This is a genomic window from Leucothrix mucor DSM 2157 (assembly GCF_000419525.1).
GTDB lineage: Bacteria > Pseudomonadota > Gammaproteobacteria > Thiotrichales > Thiotrichaceae > Leucothrix > Leucothrix mucor.
This window is the reverse complement of record NZ_ATTE01000001.1, coordinates 150,714-173,076: the sequence shown is the minus strand read 5'-3', so window position 1 is coordinate 173,076 and position 22,363 is coordinate 150,714. Positions and strand designations below refer to the sequence as shown.

Sequence of the window (22,363 nt, the reverse complement as noted above, 5' to 3'; positions counted from 1 at the left end):
AATGTGTAATCACTATAACCACTACTGAGTGTAACTGACATGACACGAGGGGACGAGATTGGGACTGATTCGGTCATCGTATGAGGTTAATAATGAAGCTTCTACAGGCTTTATTACAGGCTCTAGCGTTTCATTGGTATTTTTGCTTTTGGAAGCGCTCGACTTACCTGCAACGTGATTATCCCCACATTACTCATCGATTGTTACTTAACGCTTGGGTTAATAGAAAATAGTGAGCAGCAGCATTCAGGATTTGTAGCAATCTTTCTGCAATTGCTTATCATAGACCCATGAAACCCGAAACCGACGAACACGCTCGACCACTTCGCACCGGCTTAACCACCGGCAGCTGCGCGACTGCCTGTACGGTAGCTGCGGCGCGCTATCTGTTTGCTAACGAGCAGCTAGAGTCGGTTGATATTACCCTCCCCAAGGGCAAACTGGTTTCCATGCCGATCACTCGGTTGGAGCGCGATGCTGACAGCGCCACCGCATCTACCATTAAAGATGGCGGCGATGACCCCGATGCGACACATGGTGCGAGGGTTTATGTGCAATTGCGCTTACTGGATTTGGAGACAGCAACACACTTGGCGCAAGCGGATTTGTTAACCGGCAATGTCGCCAGCAGACATGTCGGGCCAGCATCGGCAAGACCACTATCCCAAGCCAACACAAACACTGCAACTGCAACTGCAACTGCAACTGCAACTGCAACTGCAACTGCAACTCATGATATCGCCCCCTGCCCCGTGGTGTTTAAAGCGGGCGAAGGCGTTGGCACAGCCACTCGCACCGGCATAGTCATTCCCGTCGGCCAGCCAGCAATCAACCCCGTTCCACGTAAAATGATTCGCGAGCACTTACAGGAGCTGGCTGCACTCTACCATTACAACGGCGGCTTTGAAGTCACCGTCGGCGTGGAAGATGGCGAGAAAATCGCTCTGAAAACCATGAACGGACGCCTCGGTATCGTTGGTGGCATTTCCATTCTAGGTACGACCGGCATTGTGCGGCCATTTTCTTGTGCGGCGTATATCGCCTCCATCCACCAAGGCATCGATGTGTGTCGCGCCAATGCTGCTGAACACCTCGCAGCTTGCACCGGCAACAGCAGTGAAACGTTTATTGCAGGCCAATACCAACTACCCGAAATGGCCTTGATAGAAATGGGGGATTTCGCAGGCGCAGTCTTGAAATATATTCGCCATAATCCGGTCGGCAAGCTCAGTATTTGCGGCGGCTTTGGCAAGCTCAGTAAATTAGCGATGGGACATCTGGATTTACATAGTCGTGTTTCTGAAATCGACTTTGATTTTCTGGCGGAGAGTGCCAAAGCCTGTGGTGCCGATGAGGCTTTACAGCAGCAAATTAAAGGAGCGAATACCAGCATCGAAGCGCTGAACTTATGTCAGGCACAAGGCATTGATCTGGCCTCAAAAATCTGTGCGGATGCCTTAGCCGTCGCTAAGAAAACGGTGAAGCGTGATATTCCGATGGAAGTTTGGGCGGTTAATCGTGCCGGTGAGCCCGTTGGCTTAGCCAGTGATTTTGCTAAGACATGAAACTCTTACTCCTCGGCGGCACGAGCGATGGCAAGCGCTTAGCACGTGAGTTCCATGCTAAAGGCGTCACCGTGATTTACAGTATCGCTGGACTAGTACGTCAACCTGACCTCCCCTGCGAAGTCATTAGCGGTGGCTTTTCAAAGCGTGGCGGCTTGCTGCGCTATATCCAAGAGAATCAAATCACTGAAATTCTGGACGCCACGCATCCATTCGCCACCACCATGAGTGCCACGGCACAAGCTGTCGCCAAGCAAGCAGGCATTCCCATCACCCGCTATGAGCGCCCAGCCTGGCAGCCACAAGCGGATGATCAGTGGACATTCTTTAAAGATTGGAGTGAGTTATTGCGCCAGCTTGCACCTTATAAATCGGTACTACTCACCCAAGGTCAACTCAGCGAACCCATGTTAGCGGCGCTAAAAATGCATCGCAAACACGGCCAGCACTTTGTACACCGAACAGCCATTGAGCCCAAACATCGCATTCCCGATTGGATGACATGGGTAAAAGACATCGGCCCTTTCTCACTGGAATCGGAGCAAAGTCTCCTCCGACAACATAAAATTGAGGTTATTGTCAGCAAGCACAGTAGCGGCGAATTACCCGCAAAAATGCTGGCGGCACGGGCTAATCAGCTGCCTGTTTTGTTACTGGAAACACCAAAGAGTATCTGACGGAGTCCTCACTCCACTTTTTGAGGCATCAGGCGTCAATCACTTAGATCAAGGCCTGAGGCTCGTAGAAGCCAGCCGCTGAAATTTGGGGTGAAACATACCACTCTATTCCTCTAAAGTCAGAAGAAAGCTTACGACAATGCACTTGGGAAAATTCCACCGCTTCGTGTACAGTAGCAATACACTTACAGACGTATTTAATCAGGATTTTTCATGGCCACCGATACACCCATTTATAAAAAATCAGAAGCAGGCTACCGCGATAAAGCGCTTAAAATGTACCCTTGGGTATGCGGACGTTGCGCGCGTGAGTTTGTCTACTCCAACCTAAAAGAGCTGACGGTTCACCATAAAGACCACGACCACGATAACAATCCGGAAGATGGCAGCAACTGGGAGTTACTCTGCATTTATTGCCACGATCATGAGCATTCAAAATATGGTGAGTTTGTGCAGTATGGCTCAATGCAGGAAAAAGAGATAAAGCCAGCGACACATAATCCGTTTGCTGACTTAAAAAGTATGATGAAAAAGTAACATCACTGCTTGAAAGGGAGCACTTAACACGAGTGCTCCCGGTAGCGACTATTCTAAAATCTGGGAGAGATGTACCTTCTCCATGACCCGCTTAGCTTCATCGCTGTATTGATAATCATCATATTTTCGCTTAGTGACGATTTCTTTGTAGATCGCGTGCATACCCTGTTCCGTGGCGTGCTTGATCTGTGCGCGGGTCGCGAGTTTGAAACACACTAGGGCAATGGCTAATCCGATAAAAATACCAGCAACCACCGGCAAAAGGATTTCCTGCATTCGTTATGACCTCCAGATATGGCTAAGGCAGCAAACATATCCATATGCATTGCCGCCACCAGCACTTTACTAATACTTCTGCCGTTAATTTTCATCTAATTCGATGAATAAGCAGACACTTTTATTAAAATTCAGTATTCAACAAAGTGTCATAAAAGTAAAGCCAGCACATTATTCTGGCTTAATCAGCTTACCCACGGTCAGTCCTTGCACAATTATCGAGAAGATCACCACAATGTAGGTCACGACCAATAGTGCTTCACGACTCTCGCCGGCTGGCAAGGTCAGCGCTAGCGCAATGGAGATACCACCACGCAAACCACCCCAAGTCATAATACGAACGATATTAGGTGTGAAGCTTTGGCGTAATTTCATCAGCGAGATGGGAACACCAACACTGATAAAGCGCGCCAGCAAGGTCACAGGAATCATCACCAAGCCTGCATACAGGTAGTTCACATCAAAGCTCAGCACCAATACTTCCAGACCGATTAATACAAACAATACGGCATTCAGGATCTCATCAATCAACTCCCAGAAGTCATCCAGATGCTCACGGGTGCGATCAGACATCGCATATTTACGACCACCATTACCGATCAGCAAACCGGCAACCACTACGAAAATCGGACCGGACAAGTGAATCGCGCTAGCTAGTGCATAGCCACCGAACACCAATCCTAAGGTCAGTAGGATTTCAACTTGGTAGTTATCAATACTCGCCAACATACGGAATACAACGTAACCCGCAATCAAACCAAAGCCAACACCACCCACGGCTTCCTGCAAAAACAGAATCAACACACTGGAGACACTAACTGCCTCGTCGCCATGCCCTGCTCCGGCAATTCCCAGCAGCACGATAAATACAACAACCGCGAAGCCATCGTTGAATAATGACTCGCCCGCGATTTTGGTTTCCAGTGATTTTGGTGCACCAAGGTGTTTCAGAATGCCTAACACGGCAATCGGATCAGTTGGTGAAATCAGCGAGCCAAACAGCAGGCAATAGATCAGCGGGATCTCTAGACCAAACAGCTGGAAGATATAAAACGACGAAAACCCAACCATAAAGGTTGAAGCAAGCATACCGACGCTGGCCAGTATGGCGACAATCCAGCGTTGCTCTCTCAGGTCATATAAATTGACATGCAAGGCACCGGCAAATAGCAAGGCGCTCAGCATGCCTTCCATTAGCGCTTTGTTGAAGTCAATTTGCTCCAGTAGCACTTTGGCTTCATCGCCTAAAGGAATTCCAAATTTACCTAAAGCGATCAATGCCATCGACAACAGCAAGGAAATGATCAATAAACCGATGGTGGTGGGGAGCTTTATAAAGCGATGATTGATGTAACTAAACAATGCGGCCAGGCTAATTAGCGTCGCAAAAGTCTGGATAAGATCCATGAGATACCCTTAAATACTATTTATGATTGTGTTTGTTTAATTGTTTGTTGAGTGTGGCCACTTTCTAAAGGCCCATTGCATGGCGCATGATCTGTTGTTTGAGCCATGGCAAGCTATTCACTCCATTCAGCCCCATATTACGAGCGATTTTGACGACGCCAGTATCGTGTCCGAACAGGATTTTGAAACCTTCCATTGCTCGCATAGTGAGCACATTATCACCCTTACGGGCGCGCTCATATTGGCGTAAGCGTTTAAAACTGCCCCAGCTTTTCGGCGGCACCGACGCTAAAATATCCGCAAGTACGATGGCATCTTTAATACCAAGGTTTACACCCTGCCCCGCTAATGGGTGAATCGTGTGAGCGGCATCACCCACTAAGGCGACACCTGGCACAATATAAGCAGAAGCTTGCGAGCCTTTCAACGCAAAAGCGGCGCGCGGACCGGATTCTACAATTGCACCTAGCTTATGATCAAAGGCATCGGCCAATGCACGACGGAAATCGTCATCGCTCATTCGCAAATAGCGATCGGCTTGATCAGCCGGTAATGTCCAAACGATTGAGCTGTAGCCATTATCTAACGGCAAAAAGGCTAACGGGCCGCCTGGCAAAAAGCGCTGCCATGCGGTGTCTTGATGGCCATATTCCGTTTTAACGACGCTAACTAAACCTTTCTGACCGTAGTCTTCAACCTCAACCGACAGGCCTGCCAATTGGCGTACTGCAGAGGATGGTCCATCTGCTCCAACCACTAGAGGCGCTCGTAAATATTCGCCACTATCAAGCTCAGCACACTGCAAACCATCGACAACGCTCAACCCAACAATTTTTGAAGGATGAAATAACTGCACTGCGTCATTGTTTTTAAGCTGCTCAATCAAGCTGCTTTGGATAACGGTATTTTCGATGATATGACCTAAGTCAGGCTCACCAGCGGTGGCCGCCTCAAAACGAATTTCACCATTACCGCCCTCATCCCACACTTGCATGACTTCATACGCATGAGCACGTTTTTGTTGAATGCTATCCCAAGCACCTGCGGCCTCTAATGCTCGCTGTGAGGCACGACTAATCGCCGATACTCGCAACTCAAATGGTGCATCGGCAGAAAACTCAGGTGGCAAACGAGACTCTACAACGGCAATACGACGTCCGGACTTAGCCATCAAAGCCGCCAAAGTCGCACCGACAATACCGGCACCGATAATCACTACATCAAAATCATTGTATTGTTGTGTCATCAATTAATCCTTCAGAAGTGGCAGACCACGCCCTAAACGAGACACGCGATGCGCCATGCCCATACTTTGGCGAGCCAGCAACTGACGTAATGGCGGTAAGCGATCAACCATCATCAAACCTGCGGCGCGAGCATGGCCCAGTGCAAATTGATCATTAGAAAAAACCTTAACTAGCGAGTCGGTGTAGCGAATCGTTCGGGAAGTATCGGCTTTGCGCAAGCTGGCATATTGATTCAGCACGGAAGCGGAGCCAACATCTTGCTCTGTGCGGGAGGCTTCAGCCAAGCATTCAGCTAAGTCGGCAATATCCCGCAAAGCGAGGTTTAAGCCCTGCCCTGCAACGGGGTGCAATGCATGAGCCGCATTACCAATCACTGCTACACGGTTAGCGATCACGCTATTGGCTTCGGTTAATTTCAAAGCAAAAGCACTGCGCTTGCCTGTTCGTGTGAAGCGCCCGAGTCGATAGCCAAAGGCTTGTCCCAGCGCTTTTAAAAAGGCCGCATCATCCAATGCCAAAATCGATTCATAATTCTCAGCGTTTAAGGTCCAAACCAGCGAGCAACGATTTTCTGACATAGGCAACAAAGCAATCGGGCCTTGTTCGGTAAAGCGCTCAAATGCCTGATGCTGATGTGGTTTTTCAGTGCTGATATTCGCAACGATCGCATATTGCTGATAATCATGAGTTGTCGCTGAAATACCTGCCATTTCACGCACGGCAGAACCAGCACCATCACAAGCCACTAGCAAACGTGTATCAAACGCTTGAGATTGCCCATCGGCCTGCACACTCAAGCGCATTGCGTCAGGTGCTTCGGTAATGGATATTAGCTGCGCAGGTTGAATGACTTTAACTTGGCTGGCCGACATCGCGGCCTGCAGTACCGCACCATAGTCACGACTTTGAATTAAATACCCCAAAGCAGCTACTTTCTGCTGTGTGGCATTCAAACGGGTTGCACCAAAATGACCGCGATCAGAGACATGAATCGACTTGATCGCAGTGGTTACCGGCTCAACCTCAGGCCAAATTCCCATGCCTTTTAAAATCTGCGCCGAGCCATAAGACAAAGCAATGGCTCGATCATCGTAAGCAGGCTGCTCACAGGCTTCAAACGGGAATGCTTCGATTAAACCAATCCGCAGCGGTAATTTACTTAAGGCAACCGCCAGACTGGCACCGACCATTCCGCCACCGGCAATCACTACATCAAAGGCCTGAGTTTGCATGCTCGATTATCCTTTTTTCTTGGACTTACCTTTCGCCATCAACGCTTCGATCTCATCGACTTCTTTAACCAATGCACCAGTCAGTACTTCATTCCCTTCGCGGGTAATCAGCACGTCATCTTCAATGCGCACGCCGATATTCCACCACTTCTCATCCACCGTTTTGCTGGGCGAAATGTAAATACCCGGCTCAATCGTCAGCACCATGCCGTTTTCCAGCAAACGCCATTCGTCATCCACTTTGTAGTCACCCACATCATGCACATCCAAACCTAGCCAATGACCGGTTTTATGCATAAAGAACTCACGATAACTGCCACTTTCCAGCACACTTTCCAGATCACCTTCTAGCAGGCCTAAGTCGATTAAGCCCTGACTAATGACTTCGACTGCGGCATCATGCGGGTCATTCCAGGTATTACCCGGCTGAGAAACTGCAACAGCGGCATGGTAAGCATCAAGAACTAGTTGATAGATCTGACGTTGCGGTTTAGTAAATTTGCCATTCACTGGGAAAGTACGTGTGATGTCACTGGCATAACAACCGTATTCTGCACCGGCATCAATCAGCACCAAGTCACCATCATTCAGTGCTTGGTTATTCTCAATATAATGAAGCACGCAGGCATTCTCGCCACCACCAACGATTGTGGTATACGCCGGCACCATGCCATCCCACTTAAACTGATGTAAAAACTCAGCTTCGAGCTGCCCTTCATTTAAGCCCGGCTTGCAAATAGTCATTGCCCGCTCATGCGCTTTAATAGAAGTTTTAGCGGCATGACGCATCATTTTGATTTCAGCACGCGTCTTATACAAACGCATATCGTGCAGTAGCAAATCCAATGACACAAACTCATGGGGCGGGTGTTGTCCTGAGCGCACATTGGCACGCAGCGTATTCACCCACGCCATAACGCGACGATCAAAGTCGGTATTAGTACCCATGCTGTAATGCACAGCTTCACGGCGATCCATCAAACCCGGCAGGATTTCATCGATATCATCAATCGGAAAGGCATCATCCGCGCCATACAACTCACGTGCGCCTTCCAAGCCAGCCATGCGGCCCGTCCAACGTTCAGTCACTGGATTCTTTTCCCGACAAAACAGGATGAACTCACCTTCTTTACGCTCCGGAAGCAAAACCGCAACGGCTTCAGGCTCATTAAAATTAGTCAGGTACTGAAAGTCGCTATCTTGGCGAAAGATATGCTCTGCATCCCGATTACGGTGCAGCAAGGAAGCCGACGGCACGATGACAATGGCATCCGGCCCGACCATGCTCATCAGCTGCGCACGGCGATCGGCAAATTCTTTAGCAGGTAAAACTGGGCTATTTTTTTTCATCATTAAATCCCGCGCTGATGCTTATTAGTTATTGATGGTTGTACTTTAATGAATGGTCGCGCTCTGCTTCATTGGCTGCAACTCTTCATTGATGAGCAGTACGCCAATTCTTACGTATTGCGAAATCTCGGTGTACGCCACTTCGGATTCCTGATCATCATCAAAATCAAACTCTCCTGATGTACCAATATCGGTGAAGTCTTTCAGCAAGTCGGCAGTATCTTCGGGTAATTTACTGTAGTCAGTAATGCCTTCCAGCGTCATTCCCAGAATGAACCCAGAGCACCAATCTTGCAGAGCTTCTAAACGACCAGCCAAAGGCGACTCGTCATCCGGCAAGAACAGTTCGAAACGTAGATTGCTATCTTGCAGTGCGCGCTGACTGTCATCAAATAAGTCACCCATATAACGGATGGCTTCTTTTTGGAGAACATCCACCGGGTCAATGGCCGGAATCATTTCACGCACCCATTTAAGTTTATCAGCTGCATTGTTGCCCGCAAGCATTCCACAGGCGATACCATGGATTTCCGACGCTAGCAGATCGACGCCTGCACGTTCCAGGTAGCTAGCCATATCGGAATAATTGATCTCTTTATCCATAACATTATTCTGAACATTAAAAGGTCGTCTATAGTATCATCATGCAAATTGTTTGACCCGACTTTCCGCTCTGGACTAACATGGGACTTTATGAATACAAACAACACAGACGCACGCCTCAAAGAGCAAGTGCTTGAATTAGAACAAACACTGGCGCAGCTCCTTGCGATCAGCGATGCCTTGTTCGATGAAAATCAATCCTTGAAAACCAAGGAAACTCAGCTAATTAAAGAGCGCGCCGAACTCCTTGCCAAAAATGACAAAATCCGCAACCAGGTGGAAGCGATGATTATGCGTTTAAAAGCAATGGAAAACGCTTAGGACACTATCGATCATGGCGAATAAACCAATTGTAGTTTCGGCTAAAATTCTTGAAAAGGAATACAGCATTGCCTGCCCACCGGGCGAGGAAGATGCGCTGACGGCCTCAGTTAAATATATCGACGCTAAAATGCGCGAGATCCGCTCCACCGGTAAAGTGGTTGGCTCGGAGCGTATTGCGGTTATGGCTGCCATCAATGTCGCCCATGAAATGCTGAAATCACAAAGTCAGGTGCAAAGCATTGACGAGGATGTGATTACCCGGCTTGATACCTTGCAGTCAAAAATTAATGACTCGCTGGATAAGATCACTCCTTAATCCCTCTGCGGACTCCCACATCACGAAAGCTGATTGACAATCACCTTGTCATCACTGATAATCGCGACCCTTACTGGGCCTCGGCCCTTCCTTGCTCTCTGCCTACAAAAAATCAGAGGGCTGTTTAATCCATAAGGAATCTCTATGAGACATTATGAAATCGTGTTCTTGGTTCATCCGGACCAAAGCGAGCAAGTTCCTGCTATGATCGAGCGTTATAGCAAGCTAATGACAGATAACGGTGGCGCTGTTCACCGCTTGGAAGACTGGGGCCGTCGCCCTTTGGCTTACCCTATCGCTAAGTTGCACAAAGCACACTATGTTCTGATGAACATTGAATGTGAGAGCAGCACATTGGCTGAACTGGAAGACCTGTTCCGCTTTAATGACGCCGTTCTGCGTAACCTGACAATCCGTCGCGACAGCGCTGACACTGAAGCTTCTTTGCTGAGCAAAGAAAAAGCTGAAGAAAGACCAGCTCGCCGTCAGTCAAACCAAGCTAACGCTTAATTTCTCCGGAGTTCACAATGTCACGTTATTTTCGTCGTCAGAAGTTCTGCCGCTTTACAGCAGAAAAAACGGTTGAGATCGATTACAAAGATCTTGAAACCCTGAAAGCCTACATCACTGAGACTGGTAAAATTGTACCTAGTCGTGTAACTGGCACAAACACCAGATACCAGCGTCAGCTTGCTACAGCAATTAAACGCGCTCGCTTCCTGGCTCTTATCCCTTACACGGATCAGCACAAGTAAAACCTGCTCACATAGGTGAATTATCATGCAAGTTATTTTAATGGAAAAGATTGATAATCTCGGCTCTTTGGGCGAGATCGTCTCTGTACGCGCTGGTTATGCTCGTAACTTTTTAGTTCCACGTCGTAAAGCGAAAGTGGCTACTCCTGCTAACATCGAAGCATTCGAAGAAATTCGTGCTGAGTTGGAAAAAGTTGCTGCTGAAGCGGCTGCTGCTGCTGAAGTAATCCGCGCTAAGCTAGATGGTACTGAAATCACTATCGAAGCTAACGCTGGCCAGGAAGGCAAGCTGTTCGGTTCTGTTACGAACCACGAAATTGCTGATGCACTTCAAGCTCTTGGCTTTGAAGTTGAGCGTCGCAACATTCGCATGCCAGAAGGCCCAATCCGCAACGTTGGCGAGCACGAAGTTGGTGTTCACCTGCACACAGATGTTGATGCAACGATCAAAGTTACCATCTTCTCTGATAACGTTGTTGAAGTAGTAGAAGAGAAAGAGCCAATTTCTACTTCTGAGTTTGATTACTAAGCAATTAGTTTTCAACGCTTCAAGCGGTAGCATAAAAAAAGCCTGATCAATGATCAGGCTTTTTTGTATCTATCAACAATGTAAAAAACGAATCTACTTTAAACAGAACGATTAATACAAATTTGCTGACTTCATTTTATCTAAACGCGCTTCTGCCAACACCGCTGCATTGGTCGAAGGGAAGTTACGAATAACATCTTCAAATGTGCGTCGTGCATAGACCCAGTTTTTCATTTCATAAAAACTAAAGCCTAGCTTGATCGCCGCATCTGGCGCTTTTGGACTATTCTGATAGCTTTGTAGCACTGCTACAAACTCATCAATTGCACCCTGATAGTTACGACTGCCATACATTACCTCACCCAACCAATATTGCGCATTAGCGGCTAATGAACTACTTGGATACGTTTTCAGGAAGTCCCGAAATAAGGCAATAGACACAGCTGGCTGCGTTTTGACTTTGGCAAACGCCGCATCGTAAGCACTCTGCTCCTGAGCAGGAACACGCCCTGCTGCTGCAACGACTGGTAACTTAACCGGCTGCTGAACAACTGCAGGCGCAGCTTTTGCTACGACAGGCTTAGCAACTGGCGCTACCTTCTTCTCTGCCACAACGGGCTTAGCTGCGACTGGCGCTACGGATACCGCACTAGACGTCACCGAAACCGGTGCAGCATCTAAAGCTGGAACTGACGAACTGGACACTCTTGAATTAATGGCACGAAACAACTCATCCATCCGATCATCGATACGGATAAAGGTTGATCGTTGCGTTTTATTCATATCTTCCATGTCGTAGCGAAGTTGTTCGTTTTCACCACGCAGAAACCGCACTTCATTCTCAAGTGATTCCACACGTTGTAACACTTCAAACAACTCATCCGGCGTCACCGCCTGCACTGACGGAATAGCCAGTGCAGTCAGGATACCTGCTGCAATCAATGATTTGCGCAAGGCATATAGCATATTATTATCGTCCTATGTATTTGATCTCCACACGGCGATTCTTACTCCAAGCTGCTTCATCATGACCTGGATCAAGTGGAAGCTCTTCACCGTATGCGACTGTTTGTGACTGTTCACTACCCACACCTTTCAGGTCCATGAACTGCTTAACTGATTGGGCACGACGCTCTGACAAAGCAACGTTGTATTCACGTGAACCACGCTCATCAGCATGACCTTCTAGTCTGATAGTCAGATTAGGGTTGCTTGCCAAAAGTTCAGAGTGAGCATCCAGAATTTCAAAATACTCTGGCTCAATCGTTGACTGATCGTAAGCAAAATAGATCACACGGCGAGACAAAATGCTCGCTGGATCATTCAGATCCGTTACTTTGTAATTACCTGGGCCGCCCAAGCGGTTATCAGTACCAGACAAACCACTATCGCCAGCTGAACCAAAGCCATCACCAACACCATCGCGACCGATAGTGCTTGTTGATGAACCACCAATTCCGCCAACTAAGTTACCACGACCATCGCCAAAAGAGCCCGTAGCACCACCAAAGCTTGAGGTCGAGCGAGCTGCTGTGCCTGCACCACCCGTGTTAACGCCAACAGCAGAACCGGTTGCTAAACGGTTACCCGTTGTTGCTGGGTCAGCTGCTTGCTGGCCGTAGGTTTGCTGCCCACCTGCCGTCGCGCCTGAACCTGATGCAGACTGCTGCATTTGTGAGCAACCACTGATAACTAACACACTGGCAACTAACGGGACCATCCACTTCATTGATTTCATTTAAATTGTTCCTTTTATCTTAAATAAGGTGACCAGGCGGGCTCTCTCACATCCCCGCCAGGAGAAAATAATTCTTGCTTAGCATAACCGTTGTCACTGACGACGGAGAGTGTTCCCCGACCACCGTTTTGCGTCGCATATACTACCATTGTTCCATTTGGTGCCAGAGAAGGCGACTCGTCAAAACGCCCATCCGACACAACACTGGCTCCCTGCCGTCCTCTTTCCATAATGGCTATACGAAATGCACCGGAAACGCGACGCACAAAAGCAATTTTGTTGTCCACCACGTCAGCCGCTGAATTGTAAGTACCATCATAGGTCACCCGCTTTGGTGAACCACCCGTTGCTGGCATTTCATACAGCTGAGGGCGACCACCACGGTCAGATGTAAATATAATCGAACGCCCGTCCTGCGTCCAATTTGGCTCAGTATCAATTGCACGTGAATTGGTCAAACGCTTAAAAGCGCCATTAGCCAAGGTCAGCACGTATAGCTCAGGGTTACCATCGACAGATAAACTCAAAGCAAGTTGCTGACCATTTGGCGACCAAGACGGAGCACCGTTAATACCACGCCGCGATGAGACCATACGCTTCTCACCGGTAAAAATATTTTGTGTATAGATTGCTGGCGTCCCACGCTCAAATGACACATAAGCAATTTGACTGCCATCGTAAGACCAACTTGGCGACATCACGGGTTTGCGCGATGTTAATACGACTTTCGGATTATAGCCATCGGCATCCGCCACATAGAGTCGATAAACTCGCTGCTCAACTGCTCGACCTTCAACCGTGACGTACACCAAGCGCGTATCAAACGCACCTTTCAATTTAACTAGGTACTCAAATATCTTATCGGCAGCCTTGTGCGCAAGTCTACGCTGATTAGCCAAATTACCTATCCGATAACTGGAGTCTCGTTGACCAGTCACTGTAGAGATAATCTCAATATCCAAACCTGCCTCAGTGCGTCGACCACGGACTAAAAACGCCGCGCCCAACATCTTTAAGCGCGCAGGCTCAACAGCGGCTCCAAATGTTGCCATATTCGTGGCACGACTGGAGCTAACAATCTGAAACCGCCCGCTGCGGTTTAAATCCGCCTCAATAATGGCATGCGCGCCACCCGGCATCGGCGCAATTACGATGGGGATTCCCCGATCGCTGGTTTTTGAAATTCTCAACTCTAAATCTGCCCATGCCGAACCTGCGAAGGCTAGCGTTAACAGCAAAACAAAGCTACGAATCAGGTTATTAATTTTCATAAGTTAATCCATCGTAATCAATAGTGTTCTATCCAGATCATTGCGGCTTGGTGCCGGCAAAGGCTCCGCACGTCTGAAGGCATCTTCGATTGAAGCACAAAAGCCCGGGTCGGAGCATTGAATAAACTGGATGCGCCCTTTCACGAAGCCGCTATAGCTAATCTCTACCCGAATTTTTGCCTGCTGGCCCCGAGAGCCAGGTGGCGGATTCCAGTTGCGTTTAACATGCTGCTCGATCTGTGAGCCCCATTGGCTAGCTGCAACCCGGCGCGCCTGAGCTTGTGCTTGCTCTTGTTGCTGTCTTGCAGCCGCTTCAGCACGTCTACGCTCTTCTGCCTGACGTTGAACCGCTTCAACCCGCTTTCGCTCAGCCTCGGCTTTAGCAACACGATTGGCTTCAGCCTGCTTCAATGCCGCCTCTGCCCGCTTCGCTTCAGCTTCTTGACGACGCTTTTCAGCTAATGCTTGTGCTTTACGCGCTTCGGCTGCTCGCTTAGCTTCCTCTTGTTGGCGCTTCTTTTCAGCAAGCTGCCTAGCTTGTTCTGCTTTCGCCCGACGCTCAGCCTCTTGCTTCTGACGAGCTTCTTCTGCTTTTTTAGCTTCAAACTCAGCACGTCGCTTAGCGATCAATGCCTGATCTGCTTTTTCCTTTTCTAAGCGCTGACGCTCAAGCTCGGCAGCCCGCTGCTGGCGTGCACGCTCTGCTTCCGCTTGCTTGCGCTCTTCCTCAGCAATACGACGCGCTTCAGCGGCTTTCTGCTCCGCAATTCTCGCCTGCTCTTCACGCTGTTGTTTAGCACGAGCGGCTTCAGCCTGACGTTCAGCTTCGGCTTTTTCTTGCGCTAATTTAGCGGCTGCTGCTTCCTCTTCGCGCTTTTTAATGGCCTCAGCACGTGCTTTGGCAGCCGCTAGCTCTTGCTGACGCCTTGCTTCCGCCGCCGCTTCTGCACGTTGTTCGGCTAAACGTTGCTGTTCAGCCTCAGCCTCTGCTTTTTGCTTGGCCTCAACGAGCGCCTTCGCTGCCGCTGCTTTTTCAATTTGTTCTTGGCGCTTTGCCTCTGCGGCTTGCGCTGCTTGTTCTTGCTCCTGACGTGCTTGTGCGGCTTCCTGCTCAGCAGCTTCTGCTTTGTCAGCCTGCTCTTGCCTAAGCACCTCCGCCGCTTGTTCTGCCTGCTCCTGCTCTTGGCGAGCCTCCGCTTCAGCTTGCTCCGCCGCAGCCTGAGCTTCTTCTGCAAGCTGCTTGGATTCAGCTTCCGCGGTTACCCCCTGCTCAGCAGCTTCAACCGGTGTTTCGGCATCTGTTGACTGCTCAACCGGCTCCACGACAGCGGGCAAACTTTCAGGCTGAATAAACAACACATTTACCGGCGTTTTTTCATTTGAGCTAGCGCCAATCTGGTGCCAGTCAAAACTAACCACAAATAGCAAGGCGACCAGCACGTGCAGCAGCACGGCCAGAAAAAATGCAATAGGATGACGGATCAACGCATTCATCATTTGCTTTCTAAAGCGTCCGGATCAGCCATCAGGCCGATATTCTTCGCACCCGCTTGCTGTGCCACAGCCATCGCCTGCATCAGGAAGCCATAAGCCACTTCACGATCAGCACGCAAATAAACGGGACGGTTAGCCTGATTTTGCAGCTCTGTGCCTAATCGCTCGGTCAACACCTCAAGATTCATGCCGTCACTGTCATCAACAAAATATTGACCAGACGCATCGACTGAAATAATCAGTGCAGCATTTCCCGAGTTATTCACCAAAGGCGTGGTTTCTGCATTCGGCAGATTTAATTCAACACCCGTTTGCATCATGGGAGCTGTCACCATAAATATCACCAGCAATACCAACATAACGTCGATATACGGGACAACATTCATATCGGCCATAGAGCGACGACCACGCTGGCTACGACGAGACATACTTAGACTCCAGCCTGCTTGCCATGGCGCTCAAGCAAGGTCGTGAACTCTTCACGGAAGTTTTCATAGTTAGCTGCAACACGATCAACGCCATCACTAAAGCGGTTGTAAGCGATTACCGCAGGAATTGCCGCAAACAAACCCATTGCCGTTGCAATCAAGGCTTCAGCAATACCAGGAGCAACAACCGCTAATGATGCTTGCTGCATCTGACCTAGGGATAAGAAGGAATTCATGATCCCCCAAACCGTTCCAAACAGACCTACATAAGGGCTGGTTGAGCCTACCGTTGCCAGAAATGAAAGATTCTTTTCTAACTTTTCCAACTCACGTGATTCAGCAACTCGCATCGCACGCTGCGCACCAACCACCTGAGGCATGGCACTGTTAGCACGATGCGCACGTTGATATTCGTGGTAGCCACCAAAGAACATCGACTCTAAACCGCTCTTGGCCGCCTTGGCAGACAGATCGTCATACAGCTTATCCAGTGAGATACCGCTCCAGAACCGCTTTTCAAAGCGCTCCTGCTCGCGTCTCGCCCGACTAATCTGACTGGTTTTTACGAAGATAATCATCCACGAGATCAGCGAGACCAATAGCAATAGCCCCATCACCACTTGCACGATGATGCTGGCTTCTAAAATTAATGACAGAATTGAATGATCAAATGACATTCAAAGTTTCCCCTTGGTATTTTTTGAGCGCTGATGTTAGTTAGCGTCTGTGGATAATAAAGACTCCCTGATGACATCAGGAATTCGTTTTGGTTTAAATTTGTCCGTATCAATACACACCAAGCCGACACTAGCTTGTGCGAGTAAATCTACCTCACCGGAACTGCGGCCATGCAACACTTTCTGTTTCATTGTCACACTACTTCCGCCCAGATCTATGACCTCAGCCGTTACCATAAGTTGCTGGTTAAACAGCGCTGGCTTCAAATATTCTACATTTACCGAGCGCACCACAAACAAGGTTTGAGACTCAACCCGCAACTCATCTTGCTCATAGCCTAAATGACGCAACCATTCGGTACGGCAACGCTCAAAAAAATTCAGGTAATTTGCGTGATAAACCACGCCGCCGGCGTCGGTATCTTCATAATAAACACGGACGGGCAGAACAAATAGTTCGGAATTTATCTTAGTTTGTGGCACAACATCTCCAGATTATCATCGTTTAGTGGGGATCACACAGCAGATTTACACTCGTTTACGCTTTACTATCCGGCATAGCCAATGAAAAATGATCCCATGCCATCCGGGTTGCCATTCGCCCACGTGGAGTACGCATTAAGTAGCCCTGCTGGATGAGGTAAGGCTCTAAAACGTCCTCAATAGTTCCCCGCTCCTCTCCGATGGCAGCGGCAATATTATCAATACCAACCGGCCCACCTTCAAACTTTTCTAACACAGCCAATAGCAGTCGCCGATCCATATGATCGAAGCCCTGCTGATCGACGTTTAACATATTCAACGCCAAATCGGCAATCTCTGCGGTAATCCGTCCATCCGCTTTAACTTGGGCATAGTCCCGCACACGCCTAAGCAAGCGATTGGCGATTCGCGGTGTTCCACGCGCGCGCCGAGCCACTTCATAAGCCCCACCTTCATCAATATCCACACCCAAGATGCCTGCGGCGCGTGACACGATGTATTGAAGGTCTGGCACATTGTAGAATTCCAGCCGTTGTACAATACCAAACCGGTCACGTAATGGCGAGGTTAACAGACCAGCGCGCGTAGTCGCTCCGATCAACGTGAATGGTGGTAAGTCCAGTTTGATTGAACGTGCAGCTGGCCCCTCACCAATCATGATATCCAACTGAAAATCTTCCATGGCTGGATAGAGAATTTCTTCAACCACCGGACTTAAACGGTGAATCTCATCAACGAACAGCACATCATGCGGCTCAAGGTTGGTTAGCAACGCCGCTAAATCACCTGCTTTTTCCAAGACAGGGCCGGAGGTTGAGCGTAAATTAGCACCTAATTCGTTGGCAATAATATGAGATAAGGTTGTTTTCCCTAAACCTGGCGGACCGAAAATCAGTACATGATCAAGCGCTTCACCGCGTGCTCTGGCCGCAGGAATAAAGATTTCCATTTGCTCACGCACGACTGGCTGACCAATGTAGTCAGATAGGCGCTGCGGACGGATTTTTTCTTCCGTTATTAGCTCATCCAGTCCGGCAACCGGCGATATGACGCGATCGTCATCCATCACGACAAGGAATCCTTCAAGGCATTACGAATCATTACTTCGACACTCAAGCCCTGCCCCGCTTGACGACTAATCATTCGGCTCGCTTCTGTGGGTTTATAACCGAGCGCCAATAAAGCATTCTCTGCCTCTTCTTCCAAATCAACCGGTAACGGCAAGCGCTCGGTCATTGGTTTAGAGTCTGCAGCTGCATTCGCATCGGCTTTTGGTAAACGGTCACGCATTTCGATAATCAGGCGTTCTGCTGTTTTCTTGCCAACGCCCGGTAAGCGCGTCAGACCAGCCACATCACCAGCGCGCACTCGCTCAGCAAATTCATTTACGGTCATACCGGAAACAATTGCCAAAGCCATCTTAGGGCCAACACCGTTGACTTTTAATAGAGTGCGGAACAATTCACGTTCTACTACCGAACTGAATGCATACAAAATTTGGGCGTCTTCGCGCACGATAAAATGCGTGTGCAGCGTGACTTCCTGATTCAATTCCGGCAGATCATAAAATGTCGTCATTGAGGCTTGCACCTCATAGCCAACACCATGCACATCAACCATTAAATCCGGCGCTTGCCGATAAATCAACTTACCGCGGAGCATTCCAATCATGCAGGTATCTCGTTATTTTTGATTGTAAACTGCATAGGTATCATTTTATGGCAGCCTGTGCAATCTTGCTTTTGTAAGGACCGATGTGCGCATGACTGATGGCAACTGCCAAGGCATCGGAAGTATCAATTTGTAATCGCCCAGATAGGTTTAGTAGGATTTTAACCATATGCTGTACCTGTTCTTTATCTGCATTACCCCGCCCAACGACTGATTGCTTCACTTCGCGAGCGCTATATTCATGCACTACCAAGCCATTAACCACGCCAGCGCAGATTGCCGCGCCACGTGCCTGACCGAGTTTAAGTGCAGAGGAAGGGTTGTTGGATAAGAACACATCCTCAATCGACATTTGTTGAGGCTGGTAGCATTGAATCACTTCAGTAATAGCTTGGTAAATCATCCCCAGCCGTTCAGGAAACGTCTGCTTCCCCATGCGCACACACGTGCTGTAGACGTGCTTGCTGTGTCGGCCATCGCTATCAATCACCCCAATGCCGGTAATGCGTGAACCGGGGTCAATCCCGATGATGCGTATCGTGCTCATTATTATAGTTTAGATCTCTGTTTTATGCTGTTTTCGAGATCATAACATAGCTGAGAGAAGACCGTTATTTTACGTCGCCACTGCTAATTCTGATGGATCCGATTACGCTCCGTTCAGTTTACGTATCCTTGGCAATTAGCATAATGACCACTTACAAGATGATCAATCAACACACAACCGACTGTCCGACGAGCCTTTGTGCATTCAATAAATCGTCGTAGCATGTCTGCTGAGAGTCTTAAAAAATAACTATAAAATGACCTTATAAAATCATGTCTGTAAGCACTGAAATTACACTACCGACAATACTTCAGACGTTTGTCAGCGATGGCAAACTGAAGCGTGACGCCGCTATTAAGGCGATGCGCGACGCGTCTGATCGTAAAAAACCCATTGTTAGTCACTTGCTGGAGCGCCAGCTGGTTGACCCAATGGATATGGCCATCGCGTGTAGTAATCAGTTTGGTATGAGCCTTGTCGACCTGGATGCGATTAATATCAGTATCCAGATGAAGGAGCTTATTCCTGAAGATATGATGCGCAAACTGCAGGCGATACCGTTATTCACGATTGGTAGCGCACTGATTATTGCGGTGGCAGATCCGCATTACAGTTTTGAGCTCGGTGATATCAAAGTCACCACCAAACTGGTTCCTGAGCCAGTGTTGGTTGAATACTCTAAATTACAAAAAATTATTTACGGCTCTGACTCTGGCGATGCCATGACGTCGGGCATGGCGATCACCTCGCAAGCACATAGTCAGGACTTGGTTATCGAAACCAAGGCCTTAGAAAAGAAAGAAGATGAAGAGGACAATGAAGGCGTTGACGTTATCAAGTTCGTTAACGACCTGCTGATTCACGCGATTAAAAAAGGCGTGTCCGATATTCACATTGAGCCTTATGAAAAAATTCTAAGAGTACGCTTTCGAATTGATGGCATTTTGCAGGTGGTGAGCATGCCACCTAAAGGCATCGCCCGAAAAATGACCTCTCGTATTAAGGTCATGGCCGAGCTGAATTCATCAGAGCGCCGAGTACCACAAGATGGACGCATTCACTTACAGGTCAATAAAGACAAATTCATCGATTTTCGTGTTAATACGCTACCAACGCTGTACGGCGAGAAAATCGTTATGCGTATCCTCGATTCAGATACAGCTGCTTTGGGTATCGACAATCTTGGTTTTGACCCAAAACAGAAGGCCGATTTGCTAGCAGCCGTTGCGAAACCAGATGGCATGATGTTGGTTACTGGTCCTACCGGTAGTGGTAAGACAGTAACGCTCTATGCTTGTTTAAACTTACTCAACACCTCAGAAAAGAATATCTCAACCGCAGAAGATCCGGCGGAAATTCAAGTACCTGGCATTAATCAGGTGAACGTAAATGACAAGGTTGGACTTACTTTCTCCAGCGCCTTGAGAGCCTTTCTGCGTCAAGATCCTGACATCATCATGGTCGGTGAGATTCGTGACCTTGAGACTGCAGAGATCTCGATCAAAGCCGCTCAAACCGGCCACTTGGTTTTATCCACACTGCATACCAACAGCGCGCCTGAGACACTGACACGATTGCTCAATATGGGTATTCCGCCGTTTAATATTGCATCGACAGTCCATTTGATTGTTGCCCAGCGTTTGGCTCGCCGCTTATGCAAGCACTGTAAGACACCAGCAGACATTCCTAATGAGGTACTTACTCAAATAGGTTTTGAAGAAGAAGAGCTGGAATCTCTAAAAATATTTGAGGCCGCGGGCTGTGGTGAGTGCTCTGGTGGTTACAAAGGGCGAGTGGGTATTTATCAGGTAATGCCTATTTCTCCAGCGATGGAAAAACTAGTTATGGAGAATGGTAATGCCATACAGCTGGCAGAGCTGGCTTCGCAAGAAGGCATCAATGACTTACGCCAATCGGCACTAGATAAAGTTCGGCAAGGTATTACTACCGTAGCGGAAGTAGAACGAGTTACTAAGGATTAATTATGGCAACATCAGTCGCAAGAAAAAATAATGCCAAAGAGCAGCCGACCTTTATCTGGGAAGGTAAGAATAAAGCAGGTGTTAAAATCCGCGGAGAAGAGCAAGCTGCAAATAGCAATATGCTCCGAGCTACTTTGCGCCGTCGTGGTATTCAGCCCAAGGTAATTAAGACTAAGCGTAAGCCACTGATGGGAGCTAGCATTAGTCCTGCTGACATCGCTTACTTTGCTCGTCAGCTTACCGCCATGATGCGCTCAGGTGTACCTCTGATGCAGTCGCTGGAGTTGATCGGAAGTGGGCATGAAAAAGCGGGCATGCAGGCTCTGATCAAAAAAATTCGTGAAGATATCGAAAGTGGAGCGGACTTAGGGACCGCTCTATCCAACCACCCTAAACACTTTGATGACTTATTTGTCAGCCTAGTGAAGGCGGGAGAACACTCCGGTTCACTGGAAGATATGCTGGAAAAAATAGCGACCTACAAAGAAAAAACCGAATCGATGAAGGCCAAAGTTAAAAAGGCCATGATGTATCCATTGATGGTTTTGATTATGGCGGTAGTGGTTTCTACCATCATGTTGATTTGGGTTATTCCTCAGTTTAAAGATATTTTCTCAAGTTTTGGCGCGGACCTACCAGCCTTCACTCTGATGGTCATTGGAATGTCTGAGTGGCTACAGGCATCTTGGTGGCAACCAGTATTGATAATCATTGTGATAGGCGTTGCCTTTACTCAAGCTAAGCAACGCTCCGAGAAGTTTAATATATTTGTTGATACTGTCGTACTCAAGCTTCCAGTAATGGGCGTCATTATCGAAAAATCTGCAGTAGCTCGCTTTTCAAGGACACTATCGACCATGTTCTCTGCCGGTGTACCGATGGTTGAGTCAATGGACTCTGTGGCTGGCAGTACCGGCAATCGTCTATTTGAACAAGCAACTCTGCAGATAAAAGATGATATATCGAAAGGTGTACAGCTCAATACAGCAATGCTCACCACTCAGCGCTTCCCAAGTATGGTTGTACAAATGGCTAAAATCGGTGAAGAATCTGGTCGACTAGAAGAAATGTTGAATAAAGTAGCTGATTATTTCGAAGAACAAGTTGATGATCTGGTCGACACACTCTCCAAACAGATTGAGCCACTAGTTATGGCAGTGCTAGGTGTACTAGTGGGTGGTTTGGTAATCGCTATGTACCTGCCAATCTTCAAACTGGGCGCAGTAGTCGGCTAACTAAGCATAGAATTACTAA

General features: G+C 48.2%; 26 protein-coding genes. 10 read left to right on the top strand and 16 right to left on the bottom strand.

The window, feature by feature from the left end:
- Positions 1–290: 290 nt before the first annotated feature.
- The 3 genes from LEUMU_RS0100850 (at position 291) to LEUMU_RS0100840 (ending at position 2,779) form a co-directional block, all read left to right on the top strand.
- Entirely contained in the window at positions 291–1,565 is a 1,275-nt protein-coding gene (locus LEUMU_RS0100850; protein WP_022950382.1) for a cobalt-precorrin-5B (C(1))-methyltransferase, read from the top strand.
- Positions 1,562–2,242 carry a precorrin-6A/cobalt-precorrin-6A reductase gene (locus tag LEUMU_RS24025; protein ID WP_022950381.1) on the top strand — a complete coding sequence of 227 codons (681 nt, stop codon included), beginning with the start codon at positions 1,562–1,564 and terminating at the stop codon, positions 2,240–2,242. Before LEUMU_RS0100850 ends, LEUMU_RS24025 begins: the two co-directional genes overlap by 4 nt.
- Before the next feature lie 213 nt (positions 2,243–2,455).
- The gene (locus LEUMU_RS0100840) at positions 2,456–2,779 is read left to right on the top strand and encodes a YajD family HNH nuclease (protein ID WP_022950380.1); all 324 of its coding nucleotides are present in this window, start codon (positions 2,456–2,458) and stop codon (positions 2,777–2,779) included.
- Positions 2,780–2,827: 48 nt separating this feature from the next.
- On the opposite strand, the gene LEUMU_RS0100835 is transcribed toward LEUMU_RS0100840, so the two are convergent.
- The 6 genes from LEUMU_RS0100835 to LEUMU_RS24015 all read right to left on the bottom strand — a co-directional run bounded on the left by LEUMU_RS0100835 (position 2,828) and on the right by LEUMU_RS24015 (position 8,894).
- Entirely contained in the window at positions 2,828–3,055 is a 228-nt protein-coding gene (locus LEUMU_RS0100835) for a hypothetical protein (protein WP_022950379.1), read from the bottom strand.
- 171 nt (positions 3,056–3,226) lie between these two features.
- A complete protein-coding gene (locus LEUMU_RS0100830; protein WP_022950378.1) occupies positions 3,227–4,462 on the bottom strand; it encodes a cation:proton antiporter in 1,236 nt (411 codons plus the stop codon).
- Between the two features lie 64 nt (positions 4,463–4,526).
- Positions 4,527–5,708, bottom strand: coding sequence for a UbiH/UbiF/VisC/COQ6 family ubiquinone biosynthesis hydroxylase (locus LEUMU_RS0100825; protein WP_022950377.1), 1,182 nt, complete (start codon positions 5,706–5,708; stop codon positions 4,527–4,529).
- A gap of 3 nt (positions 5,709–5,711) precedes the next feature.
- Complete coding sequence (gene ubiH / locus LEUMU_RS0100820) at positions 5,712–6,941, bottom strand: 2-octaprenyl-6-methoxyphenyl hydroxylase (protein WP_022950376.1); 1,230 nt, start codon at positions 6,939–6,941, stop codon at positions 5,712–5,714.
- Positions 6,942–6,947: 6 nt separating this feature from the next.
- The gene (locus LEUMU_RS24020; RefSeq protein WP_022950375.1) at positions 6,948–8,291 is read right to left on the bottom strand and encodes an aminopeptidase P N-terminal domain-containing protein; all 1,344 of its coding nucleotides are present in this window, start codon (positions 8,289–8,291) and stop codon (positions 6,948–6,950) included.
- 45 nt (positions 8,292–8,336) lie between these two features.
- Complete coding sequence (locus LEUMU_RS24015) at positions 8,337–8,894, bottom strand: UPF0149 family protein (protein ID WP_022950374.1); 558 nt, start codon at positions 8,892–8,894, stop codon at positions 8,337–8,339.
- Positions 8,895–8,984: 90 nt separating this feature from the next.
- On the opposite strand from LEUMU_RS24015, the gene LEUMU_RS0100805 reads away from it, so the two are divergent.
- The 5 genes from LEUMU_RS0100805 (at position 8,985) to rplI (ending at position 10,818) form a co-directional block, all read left to right on the top strand.
- Positions 8,985–9,215 (top strand): TIGR02449 family protein, encoded by a 231-nt coding sequence (locus LEUMU_RS0100805; protein ID WP_022950373.1) that lies wholly within the window; start codon positions 8,985–8,987, stop codon positions 9,213–9,215.
- Between the two features lie 13 nt (positions 9,216–9,228).
- Positions 9,229–9,534, top strand: a complete 306-nt coding sequence (locus LEUMU_RS0100800; protein WP_022950372.1) for a cell division protein ZapA — start codon at positions 9,229–9,231, stop codon at positions 9,532–9,534.
- A gap of 144 nt (positions 9,535–9,678) precedes the next feature.
- The gene (gene rpsF, locus LEUMU_RS0100795; protein WP_022950371.1) at positions 9,679–10,044 is read left to right on the top strand and encodes a 30S ribosomal protein S6; all 366 of its coding nucleotides are present in this window, start codon (positions 9,679–9,681) and stop codon (positions 10,042–10,044) included.
- 17 nt (positions 10,045–10,061) lie between these two features.
- Positions 10,062–10,289 carry a 30S ribosomal protein S18 gene (rpsR, locus tag LEUMU_RS0100790; protein ID WP_022950370.1) on the top strand — a complete coding sequence of 76 codons (228 nt, stop codon included), beginning with the start codon at positions 10,062–10,064 and terminating at the stop codon, positions 10,287–10,289.
- A 25-nt stretch (positions 10,290–10,314) separates the two neighbouring features.
- A complete protein-coding gene (gene rplI / locus LEUMU_RS24010; protein ID WP_022950369.1) occupies positions 10,315–10,818 on the top strand; it encodes a 50S ribosomal protein L9 in 504 nt (167 codons plus the stop codon).
- A 111-nt stretch (positions 10,819–10,929) separates the two neighbouring features.
- Here the strand turns inward: rplI and ybgF are convergent, their stop codons facing one another.
- From ybgF to ruvC, 10 genes are read right to left on the bottom strand one after another with little or no spacing between them, the layout of a single operon-like run.
- Positions 10,930–11,784: a tol-pal system protein YbgF gene (ybgF, locus tag LEUMU_RS27620; RefSeq protein WP_022950368.1), complete on the bottom strand. Its 855-nt coding sequence runs from the start codon at positions 11,782–11,784 to the stop codon at positions 10,930–10,932.
- Between the two features lie 4 nt (positions 11,785–11,788).
- Positions 11,789–12,556 (bottom strand): peptidoglycan-associated lipoprotein Pal, encoded by a 768-nt coding sequence (pal, locus tag LEUMU_RS27615; protein ID WP_022950367.1) that lies wholly within the window; start codon positions 12,554–12,556, stop codon positions 11,789–11,791.
- Between the two features lie 14 nt (positions 12,557–12,570).
- Positions 12,571–13,827 (bottom strand): Tol-Pal system beta propeller repeat protein TolB, encoded by a 1,257-nt coding sequence (gene tolB, locus LEUMU_RS0100770; protein WP_022950366.1) that lies wholly within the window; start codon positions 13,825–13,827, stop codon positions 12,571–12,573.
- A gap of 3 nt (positions 13,828–13,830) precedes the next feature.
- Positions 13,831–15,324 (bottom strand): cell envelope integrity protein TolA, encoded by a 1,494-nt coding sequence (gene tolA / locus LEUMU_RS27610; RefSeq protein WP_022950365.1) that lies wholly within the window; start codon positions 15,322–15,324, stop codon positions 13,831–13,833.
- Positions 15,321–15,749: a protein TolR gene (gene tolR / locus LEUMU_RS0100760; RefSeq protein ID WP_022950364.1), complete on the bottom strand. Its 429-nt coding sequence runs from the start codon at positions 15,747–15,749 to the stop codon at positions 15,321–15,323. The genes tolA and tolR overlap by 4 nt, the downstream gene beginning before the upstream one ends.
- Positions 15,750–15,751: 2 nt before the next feature.
- A complete protein-coding gene (gene tolQ / locus LEUMU_RS0100755) occupies positions 15,752–16,426 on the bottom strand; it encodes a protein TolQ (protein WP_022950363.1) in 675 nt (224 codons plus the stop codon).
- A gap of 36 nt (positions 16,427–16,462) precedes the next feature.
- The gene (ybgC, locus tag LEUMU_RS0100750; RefSeq protein ID WP_022950362.1) at positions 16,463–16,909 is read right to left on the bottom strand and encodes a tol-pal system-associated acyl-CoA thioesterase; all 447 of its coding nucleotides are present in this window, start codon (positions 16,907–16,909) and stop codon (positions 16,463–16,465) included.
- A 55-nt stretch (positions 16,910–16,964) separates the two neighbouring features.
- Positions 16,965–17,975 carry a Holliday junction branch migration DNA helicase RuvB gene (ruvB, locus tag LEUMU_RS0100745; protein ID WP_022950361.1) on the bottom strand — a complete coding sequence of 337 codons (1,011 nt, stop codon included), beginning with the start codon at positions 17,973–17,975 and terminating at the stop codon, positions 16,965–16,967.
- A complete protein-coding gene (gene ruvA, locus LEUMU_RS0100740; RefSeq protein WP_022950360.1) occupies positions 17,975–18,580 on the bottom strand; it encodes a Holliday junction branch migration protein RuvA in 606 nt (201 codons plus the stop codon). The genes ruvB and ruvA overlap by 1 nt, the downstream gene beginning before the upstream one ends.
- Before the next feature lie 40 nt (positions 18,581–18,620).
- Positions 18,621–19,127: a crossover junction endodeoxyribonuclease RuvC gene (gene ruvC, locus LEUMU_RS0100735; protein ID WP_022950359.1), complete on the bottom strand. Its 507-nt coding sequence runs from the start codon at positions 19,125–19,127 to the stop codon at positions 18,621–18,623.
- A gap of 272 nt (positions 19,128–19,399) precedes the next feature.
- Here ruvC and pilB point away from each other — a divergent pair, with 272 nt between their 5' ends.
- Both pilB and LEUMU_RS0100725 read left to right on the top strand, forming a co-directional pair.
- Positions 19,400–21,109, top strand: a complete 1,710-nt coding sequence (gene pilB, locus LEUMU_RS0100730) for a type IV-A pilus assembly ATPase PilB (protein WP_022950358.1) — start codon at positions 19,400–19,402, stop codon at positions 21,107–21,109.
- 2 nt (positions 21,110–21,111) lie between these two features.
- Positions 21,112–22,344 (top strand): type II secretion system F family protein, encoded by a 1,233-nt coding sequence (locus LEUMU_RS0100725; protein WP_022950357.1) that lies wholly within the window; start codon positions 21,112–21,114, stop codon positions 22,342–22,344.
- Positions 22,345–22,363 lie beyond the last annotated feature (19 nt).

Excerpts from the sequence above, each read along its gene's own strand:
- LEUMU_RS0100850 (WP_022950382.1), top strand. The coding sequence starts at position 291 with ATGAAACCCGAAACCGACGAACACGCTCGACCACTTCGCACCGGCTTA.
- LEUMU_RS24025 (WP_022950381.1), top strand. The coding sequence starts at position 1,562 with ATGAAACTCTTACTCCTCGGCGGCACGAGCGATGGCAAGCGCTTAGCA.
- LEUMU_RS0100840 (WP_022950380.1), top strand. The coding sequence starts at position 2,456 with ATGGCCACCGATACACCCATTTATAAAAAATCAGAAGCAGGCTACCGC.
- LEUMU_RS0100835 (WP_022950379.1), bottom strand. The coding sequence starts at position 3,055 with ATGCAGGAAATCCTTTTGCCGGTGGTTGCTGGTATTTTTATCGGATTA.
- LEUMU_RS0100830 (WP_022950378.1), bottom strand. The coding sequence starts at position 4,462 with ATGGATCTTATCCAGACTTTTGCGACGCTAATTAGCCTGGCCGCATTG.
- LEUMU_RS0100825 (WP_022950377.1), bottom strand. The coding sequence starts at position 5,708 with ATGACACAACAATACAATGATTTTGATGTAGTGATTATCGGTGCCGGT.
- ubiH (WP_022950376.1), bottom strand. The coding sequence starts at position 6,941 with ATGCAAACTCAGGCCTTTGATGTAGTGATTGCCGGTGGCGGAATGGTC.
- LEUMU_RS24020 (WP_022950375.1), bottom strand. The coding sequence starts at position 8,291 with ATGAAAAAAAATAGCCCAGTTTTACCTGCTAAAGAATTTGCCGATCGC.
- LEUMU_RS24015 (WP_022950374.1), bottom strand. The coding sequence starts at position 8,894 with ATGGATAAAGAGATCAATTATTCCGATATGGCTAGCTACCTGGAACGT.
- LEUMU_RS0100805 (WP_022950373.1), top strand. The coding sequence starts at position 8,985 with ATGAATACAAACAACACAGACGCACGCCTCAAAGAGCAAGTGCTTGAA.
- LEUMU_RS0100800 (WP_022950372.1), top strand. The coding sequence starts at position 9,229 with ATGGCGAATAAACCAATTGTAGTTTCGGCTAAAATTCTTGAAAAGGAA.
- rpsF (WP_022950371.1), top strand. The coding sequence starts at position 9,679 with ATGAGACATTATGAAATCGTGTTCTTGGTTCATCCGGACCAAAGCGAG.
- rpsR (WP_022950370.1), top strand. The coding sequence starts at position 10,062 with ATGTCACGTTATTTTCGTCGTCAGAAGTTCTGCCGCTTTACAGCAGAA.
- rplI (WP_022950369.1), top strand. The coding sequence starts at position 10,315 with ATGCAAGTTATTTTAATGGAAAAGATTGATAATCTCGGCTCTTTGGGC.
- ybgF (WP_022950368.1), bottom strand. The coding sequence starts at position 11,784 with ATGCTATATGCCTTGCGCAAATCATTGATTGCAGCAGGTATCCTGACT.
- pal (WP_022950367.1), bottom strand. The coding sequence starts at position 12,556 with ATGAAATCAATGAAGTGGATGGTCCCGTTAGTTGCCAGTGTGTTAGTT.
- tolB (WP_022950366.1), bottom strand. The coding sequence starts at position 13,827 with ATGAAAATTAATAACCTGATTCGTAGCTTTGTTTTGCTGTTAACGCTA.
- tolA (WP_022950365.1), bottom strand. The coding sequence starts at position 15,324 with ATGATGAATGCGTTGATCCGTCATCCTATTGCATTTTTTCTGGCCGTG.
- tolR (WP_022950364.1), bottom strand. The coding sequence starts at position 15,749 with ATGTCTCGTCGTAGCCAGCGTGGTCGTCGCTCTATGGCCGATATGAAT.
- tolQ (WP_022950363.1), bottom strand. The coding sequence starts at position 16,426 with ATGTCATTTGATCATTCAATTCTGTCATTAATTTTAGAAGCCAGCATC.
- ruvB (WP_022950361.1), bottom strand. The coding sequence starts at position 17,975 with ATGGATGACGATCGCGTCATATCGCCGGTTGCCGGACTGGATGAGCTA.
- ruvA (WP_022950360.1), bottom strand. The coding sequence starts at position 18,580 with ATGATTGGAATGCTCCGCGGTAAGTTGATTTATCGGCAAGCGCCGGAT.
- ruvC (WP_022950359.1), bottom strand. The coding sequence starts at position 19,127 with ATGAGCACGATACGCATCATCGGGATTGACCCCGGTTCACGCATTACC.
- pilB (WP_022950358.1), top strand. The coding sequence starts at position 19,400 with ATGTCTGTAAGCACTGAAATTACACTACCGACAATACTTCAGACGTTT.
- LEUMU_RS0100725 (WP_022950357.1), top strand. The coding sequence starts at position 21,112 with ATGGCAACATCAGTCGCAAGAAAAAATAATGCCAAAGAGCAGCCGACC.